Origin of the sequence: Tateyamaria sp. Alg231-49, from assembly GCF_900143535.1 — a bacterium.
Taxonomy (GTDB): domain Bacteria; phylum Pseudomonadota; class Alphaproteobacteria; order Rhodobacterales; family Rhodobacteraceae; genus Tateyamaria.
This window is the reverse complement of record NZ_FRFA01000002.1, coordinates 320,639-333,638: the sequence shown is the minus strand read 5'-3', so window position 1 is coordinate 333,638 and position 13,000 is coordinate 320,639. Positions and strand designations below refer to the sequence as shown.

Genomic DNA, 13,000 nt, shown 5'->3' with positions numbered 1-13,000 from the left:
GTGAGGGAAGAAAATTTCTGCCGATGACCGGTTGTCGTGGGTGCTCGGCGAGGCGACTTGTATCTTTTTTCGCCAAAAACCCTTTGTCTTGTGACCTGTAGCCCTAGGTAAAGGTCCGCATGGAAATATTGAAAGGACACGACCGATGAAACGTCGCACTTCTATAAAACTTCTTGGGGGCGCTGCCGCCCTTCTGGCTTTGACCGCTTGCGCACAGCCGCAGGGCGACGACATCGTCGATATTGCGGCAGGCAATCCCGATTTCTCGACTCTTGTAGCAGCCGTTCAAGCGGCTGGCCTCGTTGACACTTTGAAAAGCGACGGCCCGTTCACAGTCTTCGCGCCAACCAACGCAGCCTTTGCCGCTCTGCCAGCCGGCACACTGGACAGCCTGCTGCTGCCCGAGAACAAAGACACTCTGACCAGCATTCTGACGTATCACGTTGTGCCCGGTCAGGTCACAGCCGGCGATGTGCTGGGCACACGCCAAAACGTTGCCACAGTCAACGGTGCGACAGTGGACGTTAACGGTCAGGCTGGCAAACTCGGCACAGGCGTGAAAGTCAATGATGCCAACGTTACAGCCGCTGACATCTTTGCAACTAACGGCGTGATCCACGTAATCGACAAGGTTCTGCTGCCTTAAGCTTAGAAAAGAGTGCGGAGCGTTGGGTCAACGCTCCGCACTTCCCAGCTCGTCAGCATTGACGGCTACCACATGGTCCGGGCCGCGCGTTCGGGCCATTCGGCGTCATAGGATTGACCACCCTCTTCGCCCCCGGACACTTCCGCCAGTATTTCACCCGGCGTCGGCAAAGCCTCGGCATCATTGCGTGACCAAAGACCCGCCCGCATCACAGCGCGCGCGCATTGGGTATAGACCTCGCCCACAGTCACCACGATCACCGTTGCTGGCTGACGTCCCTTGTGTTCGAACCGGGCGCGCAAATTGGCGTCCGCCGTCAGGCGCGCCTGCCCGTTCACCCGCACCACTGTGTTGGACCCGGGCACCATGAACATCAGCGACACCCGTCCGTCCTCGACGATATTACGCAGTGAATCCAGCCGTTGATTGCCGCGCCAGTCTGGCATCGCCAGCGTGCGTGCATCGAGCGCCGTCACCACAGCGCCATCGTCCCCGCGCGGGCTGCCATCCGTGCCGCCAGAACCGACTGTTGTCAGCACGACGAACCGGGAACGTTCGATCCACTTGGCGTAAAGAGGGGTCAGGTGATCGGCGACCTTGCGCAAAGACGCAGCGCCAGGAGTGCCATAAAGCGCCTCGAGCCCCTCGACCGTGTCAATGAACTCCATCCGGATCAAACCCTCCCTCAACCATCAGTTCGTTTGACCGCGTCTCAACCTCATCTTCAAGCCGGGCCAGAAATGCATCTTTTCCCAACCCCGTTTCGATCACGGGCAGGAACTCAACGACGGCAAGGCCCGGCTTGCGCCACATCCCCTTGCGCGGCCAGAACACACCGACATTGGTGGCCACAGGAACACAAGGTTGGTCGAGTTGTTCATAAAGAACGTGGGTGCCCACCTTGTAAGGTACCTTGGCCCCCGGTGCGACGCGGGTACCTTGGGAATAGATGATCAGTTGACCCGGATCAGAGCGCCCGGCTTGCACGTCCGCCACCATCTTGGCAATCGCGGCCCCCCGCTTGCCCCGCTCAACTGGTACGCAGTCGAGCATCTTGGCATAGAAGCCAATGATTGGCGTCCACAGGATATCGCGTTTCATGATGAACTTTGCTTTGGGCAGGGCCGTAAAAATCATCATGATGTCGAGGAAAGACTGGTGTTTGGCGGCAATCAACACTTCGCCCTGTGGCACCTCGCCTCTCACCTCATGCCGGATGCCAACCATCCAGCCCATGGTCCAGAACACCCACCGGCTATAGGTCTTGCAGCACAGCCGCGCACCTTCCTTGTTGACCAGCGCGTAAGGGAAAAACACGAGGCCGATAACCAGCATCATGACGTACATCTGCGCGATGAAAAGGTAAGAGCGGATCGTTTGCATCATGACAATTCCTTGAGCGCACGGTCTGCCGCCACCGCCGTCGCTGCCAGTGCAACAAGGGCACAGACCAGCGGCAGGGCCAGAGGGACCAGCCAGCCCACCCCTTCAAACCCTATGCCCGTGAGAAAGCTGGGGGCGTCACTGCCTGCTGGCAGAACCCAGACTGCGGCGATGCCCAGCGCGACGCCAACCGTCGATCCAACCAACGCACGCCACGTAAAACGCCGCACAAAGGCCTGAGCGATGTAACTGTCCGTGGCCCCTACAAGGCGCAACACCGCGACGACCTGCGCATTGGCGGCAAGAGCTGCATTGGCGGCAAGCGTGACCATCGAAGCCACCGCTGCAAGGATAAGCCCCGCCGCAAGCCAGCCCAGAAACCGCAACCGCTGTGCGGCCGCCACCAACGGTGCGCGCCAGCGCCCGTGATCGTCCAGCACCGCGCCCGGCACCTCGGCAGCCAGTCGCAAGCGCAGACCAGTGGCGTCAAAACTCTGCCCTGTTGTAAAAATTTCAATAAGGCGCGGGACGGGCAGCGTGTCGAGCGGCAGGTCAGAGCCGAACCACGGCGCCAATAGTGCTTGTTGTTCGGCATCCGTCAATGCCCGCGCGCTGGCAACGCCCGGTGTCGTTTCCAGCACGTTCAGGGCCGCAGCAGTCTGCTCTGCTCGTTGATCTTGCGGCGCGACGATGCGGATCGTGGCCGTACCTGCCAGTTCATCCCCCCAACGTTGCGCAAGCCGTCCACTGGCCAGCGACAGCGCCAACGCAAACACCGCCAGAAAGGCCATGGCGCCTGAGGCAAACAGGGTCAGTTGTGCGGTGAACCCTGAGGGCGGAACAACGCGGGCCGCATATTGATCCCCGGCAATCAGGCCCCGCAAAGTGGCAAGGTTGAACTTCACAGATCTGCCCCCGCCAGTTGCACCCGCCGGTTCGAAATGCGCAGCACCCGTGCTTGCACCTGCGCCTTGGCGGCCCGGATCAGGCCGAGATCGTGGGTTGCGATCAGCACAGTTTTGCCCATGCGATTAAGCTCGACCAGCAGGGTCAGCAAACGTTGGGACATTTCCCAGTCAATGTTTCCGGTTGGCTCGTCTGCCAGCACGATGTCAGGCGACATGATCACCGCGCGTGCAAGAGCGACGCGCTGGCGTTCCCCGCCGGACAGTTCCGGTGGAAAGGCGTCGGCGCGGTTGGTCAGGCCGACCCAGTTCATCAGTTCAGGCAAGTCGCTGCCGGCCGCTCCGTTATGACGTCCCGACACCGTAAGCGGCAGGGCCACGTTGTCTGTGACAGACAAATGGTCGAGAAACTGCACATTTTGGTGCACGACCCCAATCCTGCGCCGCAACTGCGCGATGTCATCACGCTCGAGCGAACGCACATCGGTCTGAAACAGCCGGATATAGCCCGCCGAAGGCAAAAGCGCCCCGTAGCACAGCTTGAGCAACGTGGTTTTGCCCGCCCCGGAGGGCCCGGTCAAAAAGTGAAACGATCCGGGCGCGAGTTTGACGGATATATCGGACAACAACTCGCCCCCGCCATAACTATACGCCACATTTTCAAGCTCTATCACGCGTGCCCCCGCCCCAACTCGCCTGTTGTGCCTCAGCATCATGCGGGATTCAATTGAATAGCAGACAGGACGAGTTGCAAATATTACTTTTCTGACAAGGCCACACAACATATGGTGGAGAAAATAATAGAGAGCAGAGGCATAAATGCGGCTAGTTTGTCCTAATTGCGATGCGCAATATGAGGTCGTGGATGATGTTATCCCTGAAGAAGGCCGTGACGTGCAATGTTCCAATTGCGGGCAGACATGGTTTCAGGATCACCCCGATCAGATGCACGAAGAGGTGGAAGAGCCCCTTACGCCCGAAGCAACCGAAGATCTCTCCGATGTCGATGATGAACCGGTAGAAGGCGAAGAACGCGTTGCAGCCCCGCCAATGCCGGAACGCCGTGAATTGGATACCTCTGTTGCCGATATCCTGCGTCAGGAGGCCGAGCACGAGGCACAGGCCCGCGCCGGCGAAGCTCTTGAAAGCCAACCGGAATTGGGTTTGCAGGACGCCGAGAGTGACAAACGCGGTCGCGAAACACAGGCGCGCATGGCCAAAATGCGTGGTGAAGAGCCACCTGAGGCTGCGGTGAGCGAGGCAGCCGCGACAGCGGCGGCCCTAGGGTCCCGTCGTGATCTGTTGCCAGATATCGAAGAGATCAATTCAACTCTGCGTTCGTCCAGCGACCGTCAGGCAGGTGGGGCTGGCGCGTCGAGTGATGCCGAATCTGCGCCTGTCGGCCCTCCGGCCAAGTCAGGGTTCCGCCGTGGCTTTACGCTGATGATCCTGCTGGCCGTGATCCTTGGGGCCATTTACGTGATGGCACCGCAAATCGCGGACGCGGTACCGCAGGCGAACCCGTATCTAAGCGATTATGTCGCGCTGGTGGATACCGGGCGTACGTGGCTGGATGAGCAGGTCACAATGGGGCTGACGTGGCTGGATGATGTTGCGTCAGCGCAGGAAGAATAAGGCCGCTCGAGACGCTTTCGCCACAGGTCTGCACCGATGGCCTGTGGTTGGAGCCGCTTAGAGCTTAGAACCGATCAAGCAGTCTTTGCAGGTAGTCCAGTTCCACGTCTGGGCGTTGTCCTTCGCCCGAACGCCGCCGGATTTCATCCAGCAGATCGCGGGCACGGCGATAGACGTCTTCGCCCTGCAACAGCCCCTCTTCGGTACCAACAGAGCCGTTGGAGCCCGGTTCGCGCCCCAAGGGATCGCGGGCATCGGCGCGGCGGTCTGCATCCGATATCCCTTGCCCCTGTTGGCCGTTCTGGGCCTCTTGTTGCATCGCTTCGCCCAGCGCGCGCATGCCTTCGCGCAGCGCTTCCATGGCTTGGGATTGGTTATCGATGGCACCCGCAAAGTCGTCCTGACGCAGCGCCTCTTCGGCCCCGTCCATGGCGCGCCCGGCGCGATCTAGCGCATCACGCGCCGCATCGCCTTCGGGTGTACCGGCACCCGGCAGGCTGCCCTGCTGTCGGCGCAGTTCATCACGCAGCGCTTGTTGGCGATCAGCGAGCGAGCCTTCTTGTCCTTCGCCGGCATTTTGGTCACTGCCATCGCCACCGCCTTCGTCCGTGCTTTGTTCGCCCTGACCATCGCCGCCTTGGCTGTGCTGTTGTCCCTGACCTTGCCCACCGTCGCGGCCCTCATTGCCTTGGCTTTCACCGGCTTGGGCGTTCGGGTTGAACTGTTCTTGCAGATCGCGGAAGGCTTGATCAGACAGACCCTGCTGTTCGCGCAGCGTCTCGGCCAGACCTTCCATAGCCTCTTCACCCGGAGACTGGCCGCCCTGCCCTTCACCTTGGGTGACGCGCATGTTTTCCAGCATTTCCTGCAGTTCCTGCAGCGCCTGTTCTGCTTCGGCCATGCGGCCCTGTTCCATCAGTTCCTGAATGCGGTCCATCATCCGTTGCAGATCATCCTGGTTCATCTGCATCTGGTTCTGACTGTTTTGTTGGCCGCCGTTTTCCTCATTGGCCTCGTTGTCCAGTTCCGCCTGACGCGACAGCTGGCGCATGTAGTCATCCGTGGCGCGGCGCAATTCGCGCATCAATTCTTCGATTTCAGCTTGGCTTGCGCCTTCGCGCATCGCTTGGTTCAGCCGTTCCTTGGCCTGCCGGAGCCGTTCGAGGGCGCTGGACAGGTCCCCTTCTTCGATCCCAAGGGCAAGGTCCCACATGTCGCGCGCGATTTCGGTCTGCTGTTCATCTGTCAGCCCGTAGCGCGCGAGCGTTTCCAACCGCGTGATCACGCGGCGCAGGCGCAATTCGTCTACTTGCTTGCGAAACACCTCGTCCGGGCGATGTGCGACAGCCCGCATGATCTGCGCGATCCGGGGCGCGTTTTCCCTGGACCACAAAAGGTCGCGGCGTTGTTCGATGATCGCAGCCGCCAACGGGTCAAAAAAGCGACGGCCCGGCAGGATCATCTGGCGGGGTGCGGTTTCGGCCTGTTGCTCGGCAGCATCAAGCGCACTTAGCGTGACGGTCACCGGCAAGTTGGCAAAAGGATGTTCGGAGAAATCCTCGACAAGGCTTTCTTCGAACTGGGTACGGTCGCCAGTGATGGGCATCGGCAGGGCCACGGTCAATTCGGGGCGTGGGTCTGGATCAATGGCAAGCCCATGAAGGCGGTCAACGGATGGCAGATCGATGGCAATGCGCGCCTCGCCCGCCTCAACGCCGTAGTCATCAGAGGCCTGATAAGGCAATGACATCTCGCCCATCGCATCAGATTCAGGATCATTCAGGATGGCGATGCTGGGCGCCCGATCTGGAACGATAGCAACGTTCCACGTGCGTCCGCCGGGGCCCGAAATCGTGATATCGCCAGATTGGCGCACAGTGAAATCCTGCTCAGCAGCCGAGGCCGGGGGCAGTTCTCCGATGCGCCCCGAAACGGTTTCGGCCACCGTCAGCGCGCCCACTTCGCCGTATAGACGCAAGGTGATCAGACTTCCCGCAGGCAGGTCCAACGCGCCTTCGGGGATATCGTTCAGGTAGATGGTAGGCCAGTTGGTGTAACGCGGGCTTTCAGCCCAACCTTCCCAAACGGGACCAGAGGCAAGGGCGTCGCCAGCGCCGGGTGTCATGTTGGTCACAGAACCCACGCGCCAGATCGACCCAAAGATCAGCGCAACTGCAAAGACGAGCACCGCCACATAGCGCAGCGCATAAGGGTCGCGCCGTGCAATGCGCAAATCGGCCGGCACGGCAGTGGCCGTGGCGGCACGTTCGGCCATCCGCGCCTGATGCGCGCGCCAGACAGCACTGGACGCGGAATCGTCATCGCCGATAGCTTGGGTGTCCATCAACGCCTGGATCGGGCGGCCCGGCAGTGTTTCGTCAAGGCGCACGAGTGCCGCCTCGCGGGTTGGTATGCGGAACCGGGAGATCGCGTAAATCAACGCACCAAGGGCTGCGAGGGCCGAGACGACGGCTATTCCCCAGACAACTTCGACCACGACGCTGTCTTGCAGGCCAAGCATCAGAGCGGCAAGAACCAGCAGCACCACAGTGGCGAGCGGCCATGTGGCGCGCCAAAAGCTTTCGGCAAACATGCCCGCGCGCGTCCAGAACAGTGGCCAGCGCAAGGCACTCAGCCCGCGGCGCACGTCATTTCTGGAAAAGCTCGACATATCTCGCGTCCCTTGCCTGTGGTGTCGCGCATCACTGCACACACATCCTTACATAGGCTTTGACGCACTCAAAGCCACATGACTCTGTGCACAGCTACAGCCACTCTGGGATGCTATCGCGATTTATCATTTCGTCAAAGGTCGGGCGACGGCGGATCACCGCGTATTGATCACCTTTCACCAAAACCTCCGGAATCAGGGGTCTGGTGTTGTATTCGCTGCTCATAACTGCGCCATATGCACCTGTCGAGCGGAAGGCGACGAGGTCTTTTGCGGCCAAAGGCGGCATCATCCGCTGTTTCGCAAACGTGTCTCCAGATTCGCAAACCGGCCCGACGATGTCATACGGCACCTGTTCGACGCCCGGTGCGGGTTCGATCACGGGTACGATGTCGTGGTGTGCTTCGTACATGGCGGGGCGGATCAGGTCATTCATCGCGCCGTCAAGGATTAGGAAATCCCGTCCCTCGCCGGATTTGACGTAGATGACCTCGCTGACCATGCAACCCGAATTGCCTGCAATCAGGCGACCTGGTTCAATCTCGATTTCGCAGCCGAGGTGCCCGACCGTGCGTTTGATCAAATCGCCGTAGTCTTTCGGCAGCGGGGGCGCCTCGTTGCTGCGTGCGTAAGGAATGCCAAGTCCGCCACCAAGATCGAGGCGGCGGATGGTGTGCCCGTCGGCGCGGAGCGTTTCGGTCAGTTCGGCCACTTTTTGATAGGCCAGTTCGAACGGGGCCAGATCGGTCAGTTGCGAGCCGATATGAACGTCGATCCCGATCACTTCGAGGTTCGCCATTGCAGCTGCCATGGCATAGACTTCGCGGGCCCGCGCGATGGGAATGCCAAACTTGTTTTCCGATTTCCCAGTGGCGATTTTGGCGTGAGTTTTTGCGTCCACATCGGGGTTCACGCGGATGGTGATGGGTGCGATGACGCCGACTTCACCTGCGACGCGGTTCAGCACTTCCATCTCCGGCTCGGATTCCACGTTGAACTGGCGGATGCCGCCCGTCAGGGCCATGTGGATTTCGTCGGCTGTCTTGCCCACGCCTGAGAACACGATCTTGTCGCCCGGCACGCCTGCGGCCTTGGCGCGCAGGTATTCCCCGCCAGACACCACGTCCATGCCCGCGCCCGCTTGGGCCAGCGTTTTGAGGATCGCCTGATTGCTGGCGGCCTTCATGGCATAGCAGACCAGATGATCCATGCCGTTCAGCGCCTCATCCAGCACCTCAAAGTGGCGCAACAAAGTGGCCGTCGAATAGACATAGAATGGGGTTCCAACCTCTGCCGCAATCTGGGCGAGAGGGACGTCTTCGGCGTGCAATGCGCCATCGCGGTAGAGAAAATGATCCATCCATCGGCCAATAGCGACCGAAGCAAGGTTGTTCAATCAGCTCGTTTTGGATTTGGCCGCTTGGCGCGCGCGGAATGTTGCAACCCGCCCCTGCAACATGTCCTCCGATCTCTTGGTGGCGGCTTCCAACCGGGGCAGGAACCGGTCGTTGCGGATGCCTTCTCCCGCCGCCAATTGCCACAGAACATGAAAGGGATTGTCGTTGCATTCGATTATGATGGGCCCGTCCTGGCCCACAGCGATATCCCATCCAACAATTCCAAATTCGGGAAACAGTCCATGCGCTCGGCAAGCGACATCCATTACTTTGTCCCAATGCGGAATTTGGTAACCCTCGAATGCCAAGCCCGACACCGGATGGTGATCCAGCCATTGAGCAGCCGGCCCTGACCCAATATTGCACTGGCGCACGCGGCCTGTATCATCATCGATCAGTGCAACCATGCTGCCTGACTGCCAGAAGTTATCCGACATTGCCGTGGGAGAGGGAACTTTCCAGACAGTGTAGAGCGGCGAAATGCCATTTTCGTCTCGTACCGTGACAACGCGCAATGTCCCAACGGAGGCGCCGGTCATGGCGGACATGGCCTCATGCTGCTTGACCGCCGATTGCAGGATGAAACCTTCCGGATAGTCGGTAATGATCTCGTGTGAGAACGCGGCCACATCGACGCACCGCCCATTGCCCAATCGCAGAACGTCACCATCCTGTCCCTCGATCAGAGCCGATCCAACGCTGGCGGCCCCTTCGCATGGTTTTGCAAACAGCGGATAGGTGGCGGAGCCGCGCAAGAACGCCTCGACCTCAGCCGGCGTGCGCAAGGTTGCGATATTGCCGAACTGGCGTTCGGTATGCACCACCGCCTGCGTGTAAGTTGTGGTCAGGCCAAGTTGCGTCAAAAGAGAGGTATACATAACCTTGTCACGCAGAAAGGCACGCGTACCGGTCAATTTCATGGGAGACGCCGCGACGTTCAGTTCATAGCTTCCGATTTTGCCAACAAAGGCCTGCTTTTGAGCCTTGGACAAGTTCGGATCATATGCACCAGTCGAGAAATATTCGTGGCTGGCCAGCTTACCCGGCCCCCACCGCAGCGCGGTCATCTCGCGCATTTGCTTGAAAGGTCCAACGCCGAACCTTTTGGCCACGGCAACGATGGTTTCCGCCGCAGCGGGGCGCGGATCCATAGGGGCACCCAACAGTGCCTTGTTTGAGGCTGCAATCATTTTTTCGCCTTCAGTGCACACTGGATTTTGGCGACCTGTTTGGTCTGTCGGTCAGCGACAGCCTGCCAAGTGGGGGCGAGGTCGGGGTTCTGAATGCCACGCTGAGTGGCGCGCTGATACATCATATGAGAAGGATTATCATTGCATTCCAAGATTTTGGGTCCCTCGTCCGTCACTGCAATGTCAAATCCACAAATTCCGAATTCCGGGAACACGGCGTGGGCATCGGTGGCCAGACGCAGTGTTTCCTCCCAGAAGGGGAGCGTCTGTCCCACAACCGGAGCGCCAGAAACTGGGTGGTCAGACAGCGTTTCTGCCTCAAGGCCCGCACCGCGCACCAAAGACAACAAAGTGCCTGTGCCGAGATCGATATGTGACAGAAGAATGCCGTCTTGCCATGTGTTGTCCGAAATCGCGCCAGCCGCCGGCATTTTCCACACGGCATAGGCCGGTTTGGGTCCGGAGCCGTCATTGGCCGTGACCACGCGGACGCACCCGATGGCCGGACCTGCGATATGTGCCATCGCGCTGTGTGGCGAAAGAGCGGATTGCAACATGAACCCACCCGGATATTGCGCGGCCACATGCTCCGCAAATGTATCCACATTATGGGTCGTGCCATCAAACAGGCGCAACATGTCATCATTGCGTGCTTCGATCCGCACAGCGCCGGTTGAAAGAGAGCCAAAATGGGGTTTGCCAAAGATCGGGTAGCGCGCATCCTTGAGCAGGAAGTCGGCTAGGTCAGTTGCGTTACGCGCTATGGTGAGGTGACCTGCCGACATATGCGTGCTGAAAATCGCCTGAGTTGTGCTGGCAGGTATCCCAAGTTGGGTCAAAAGTTGCGTATACAGCAGCTTGTTGCCCACAAAGGCGCGCGTTGGCACGGCCACGGGCGGGTTCATGGTGGTGTTCAGAGCGTTTATGCCCGCCTGTCCAAGGAAGGCGCGCTTGTCTTCACTGCTTTTGGACGGGTCGAACAGGCGCAGAGAGTAATACTCCGGCCCGCTCAGTTTCTGCGCGCCCCGGCTCATCGAAAAGATGTCCCGCATCTGGCGCAGCGGGCTGATCCCGTGTGCCTTGGCCACCTGAGCGATCAATGGCGCTTCTGCTTTTTTCGCCTTGCCCGGCGCGTCCAGTAGAGCGCCGTTTGGTGCTTGAATACCTGTATCTGTCATCACGTTGCCCCGCGTTTTGATCCGAAACTTTGCTTTGGGCTGAAGATGGCAGGCGAAAATGGCAACAATTGGGCGCCATTGTTTCCAAATTGGAGAAAGTTCTACGTGACGGGGCGCGAGCGCAGGAAAAGATAGAGCGGCAAGCCGCAGCTAACCCCGATGCAAAAGGTGGCCGGGATCGCGATGAGCGCAAGCCAATTGCGGCGCACTGCAACCTCTGAAATGATGAAGACTGTCAAGGCTACAGCTGCGATCGTCAGGTCCCATACCAGCCCGCTGGCGGCGTCATTCACGTGCCATGCATCAACCATCGCCATGATGTCATAGCCGTTTTCGTTGAACCAACGCAGGAAGTAATACATCGGATGGACCGCCCCCCAGATCGCGAGGGCAAGGTAGATCATACGGATCGGGGCCATCAGATCAGAAGATGCCCACACCGACGGAAAGTGGGCCGCGCGACACGCCAATCGAACCACCGACATGCCCGCCCGAACCGATAGCGATTCCGACGTCGGTATAGACCGGCTGCTCGGGCTCGCCGTCCACACCACATGCGGTAAGAGCAAGCGTTGCAATCAGGCAAAAGGCACGTTTCATGACAATATCTCCTTCCAGCGGGCGACCTGTGCACGCACTTGGACCGGCGCCGTCCCCCCATAAGATGTACGCGATGCAACGGAATTTTCCACGCCCAAAACGTCAAAGACGTCGTTTGTGATGTCGGCATGGGCGGTTTTCATCTGCTCCAGAGTAAGGTCTGGCAGGTCGCAACCTTCGGCTTCGGCCAGTGCCACAAGGCTGCCAGTAATGTGATGCGCGTCGCGAAACGGCAGGCCCAAAACGCGCACAAGCCAGTCGGCAAGATCGGTGGCCGTCGAAAACCCGGACCCGGCGGCGGCCGCCAATGACGCGCGGTTCGCCGTCATATCCCGCACCATTCCATCCATCGCCGCAAGCGCCAGCATCCAGTTGTCTGCCGCGTCAAAGACCTGTTCTTTGTCTTCCTGCATGTCCTTGGAATAGGTCAGCGGCAACCCCTTCATGACCATCATCAATCCGGTGTTGGCGCCAAAGATGCGGCCCACCTTGGCACGGATCAACTCGGCGGCGTCCGGGTTCTTTTTCTGCGGCATAATGGAAGATCCGGTGGAAAACCGATCCGACAGCGTGACAAAACGGAACTGAGCGGAAGACCAGATCACAAGTTCTTCGGCAAAGCGGGACAGGTGCATCGCGCAGATGCTGGCAAGCCCGAGGAACTCAAGGGCAAAGTCACGATCACTGACCGCGTCTAGGGAATTGGCAGCAGGGCGGTCAAAGCCAAGTTCCTGAGCTGTCATGTACCGATCGATGGGAAAGGACGTGCCCGCCAGTGCCGCCGCCCCAAGGGGCGATTCATTCATCCGCGCCCGGGCATCCCGTACGCGGGACAGATCGCGGCCAAACATTTCGACATAGGCCATCATGTGATGGCCCCATGTTACCGGCTGTGCGGTTTGCAGATGCGTAAAGCCGGGCATGACCCAATCCGCGCCCGCCTCGGCCTGTTCCAGAAGGGCGTTGATCAATGACAAAAGCGCACCTTCCGCTGCGTCCAATTGATCGCGCACCCAGAGTTTGAAATCTGTTGCCACCTGATCATTTCGCGAACGGCCCGTGTGCAAACGCCCCGCAGGTTCGCCAATCACCTCTTTCAGTCGCGCCTCCACATTCATGTGGATGTCTTCCAAAGCGGTCGAAAATTCAAACGTGCCACCTTCGATCTCTGACAAGACCGTGAGCAGGCCTTCACGTATGGCCTCCACATCCTTATTGCTCAGTATGCTTGTGGCGCCCAACATGGCGGCATGGGCACGCGAGCCTGCAATATCCTGGGATGCCATACGCTGGTCAAACCCGATCGAGGCATTAATTGCTTCCATGATCGCATCGGGCCCGGCGGCAAAGCGTCCGCCCCACATGGTGTTTGCAGATTTATCGGTCATGACGTGG

The 13,000-nt window shown here is 59.5% G+C and carries 13 protein-coding genes; 2 read left to right on the top strand and 11 right to left on the bottom strand.

What is annotated here, in order from left to right; all coding sequences use genetic code 11:
- Window positions 1-145: 145 nt before the first annotated feature.
- On the top strand, window positions 146-646 hold the full coding sequence (locus tag DHN60_RS05220) for a fasciclin domain-containing protein (protein WP_108836216.1): 501 nt from the start codon (window positions 146-148) through the stop codon (window positions 644-646).
- A 65-nt stretch (window positions 647-711) separates the two neighbouring features.
- On the opposite strand, the gene DHN60_RS05215 is transcribed toward DHN60_RS05220, so the two are convergent.
- From DHN60_RS05215 to DHN60_RS05200, 4 genes are read right to left on the bottom strand one after another with little or no spacing between them, the layout of a single operon-like run.
- Complete coding sequence (locus tag DHN60_RS05215) at window positions 712-1,314, bottom strand: pyridoxamine 5'-phosphate oxidase family protein (protein WP_108836215.1); 603 nt, start codon at window positions 1,312-1,314, stop codon at window positions 712-714.
- Window positions 1,301-2,032 carry a 1-acyl-sn-glycerol-3-phosphate acyltransferase gene (locus DHN60_RS05210; RefSeq protein ID WP_108836214.1) on the bottom strand — a complete coding sequence of 244 codons (732 nt, stop codon included), beginning with the start codon at window positions 2,030-2,032 and terminating at the stop codon, window positions 1,301-1,303. Before DHN60_RS05210 ends, DHN60_RS05215 begins: the two co-directional genes overlap by 14 nt.
- Window positions 2,029-2,934, bottom strand: coding sequence for an ABC transporter permease (locus DHN60_RS05205; RefSeq protein ID WP_159089123.1), 906 nt, complete (start codon window positions 2,932-2,934; stop codon window positions 2,029-2,031). The genes DHN60_RS05210 and DHN60_RS05205 overlap by 4 nt, the downstream gene beginning before the upstream one ends.
- Complete coding sequence (locus tag DHN60_RS05200) at window positions 2,931-3,608, bottom strand: cell division ATP-binding protein FtsE (protein WP_108836354.1); 678 nt, start codon at window positions 3,606-3,608, stop codon at window positions 2,931-2,933. Before DHN60_RS05200 ends, DHN60_RS05205 begins: the two co-directional genes overlap by 4 nt.
- A gap of 145 nt (window positions 3,609-3,753) precedes the next feature.
- On the opposite strand from DHN60_RS05200, the gene DHN60_RS05195 reads away from it, so the two are divergent.
- Complete coding sequence (locus tag DHN60_RS05195; protein ID WP_108836213.1) at window positions 3,754-4,569, top strand: zinc-ribbon domain-containing protein; 816 nt, start codon at window positions 3,754-3,756, stop codon at window positions 4,567-4,569.
- 64 nt (window positions 4,570-4,633) lie between these two features.
- Here DHN60_RS05195 and DHN60_RS05190 read toward each other — a convergent pair whose 3' ends face one another.
- The 7 genes from DHN60_RS05190 to argH all read right to left on the bottom strand — a co-directional run bounded on the left by DHN60_RS05190 (window position 4,634) and on the right by argH (window position 12,993).
- Window positions 4,634-7,240: a TIGR02302 family protein gene (locus DHN60_RS05190; protein ID WP_108836212.1), complete on the bottom strand. Its 2,607-nt coding sequence runs from the start codon at window positions 7,238-7,240 to the stop codon at window positions 4,634-4,636.
- Between the two features lie 94 nt (window positions 7,241-7,334).
- Complete coding sequence (gene lysA, locus DHN60_RS05185; RefSeq protein WP_108836211.1) at window positions 7,335-8,600, bottom strand: diaminopimelate decarboxylase; 1,266 nt, start codon at window positions 8,598-8,600, stop codon at window positions 7,335-7,337.
- A 36-nt stretch (window positions 8,601-8,636) separates the two neighbouring features.
- Window positions 8,637-9,788, bottom strand: coding sequence for a sugar-transfer associated ATP-grasp domain-containing protein (locus DHN60_RS05180; protein ID WP_234423526.1), 1,152 nt, complete (start codon window positions 9,786-9,788; stop codon window positions 8,637-8,639).
- A 35-nt stretch (window positions 9,789-9,823) separates the two neighbouring features.
- On the bottom strand, window positions 9,824-11,005 hold the full coding sequence (locus DHN60_RS05175; protein ID WP_108836210.1) for a sugar-transfer associated ATP-grasp domain-containing protein: 1,182 nt from the start codon (window positions 11,003-11,005) through the stop codon (window positions 9,824-9,826).
- Between the two features lie 101 nt (window positions 11,006-11,106).
- A complete protein-coding gene (locus tag DHN60_RS05170; protein ID WP_108836209.1) occupies window positions 11,107-11,424 on the bottom strand; it encodes a DUF2834 domain-containing protein in 318 nt (105 codons plus the stop codon).
- A gap of 4 nt (window positions 11,425-11,428) precedes the next feature.
- Window positions 11,429-11,605 (bottom strand): hypothetical protein, encoded by a 177-nt coding sequence (locus DHN60_RS22475; protein WP_199913631.1) that lies wholly within the window; start codon window positions 11,603-11,605, stop codon window positions 11,429-11,431.
- Window positions 11,602-12,993 (bottom strand): argininosuccinate lyase, encoded by a 1,392-nt coding sequence (gene argH / locus DHN60_RS05165; protein ID WP_108836208.1) that lies wholly within the window; start codon window positions 12,991-12,993, stop codon window positions 11,602-11,604. The genes DHN60_RS22475 and argH overlap by 4 nt, the downstream gene beginning before the upstream one ends.
- Window positions 12,994-13,000: the final 7 nt, after the last annotated feature.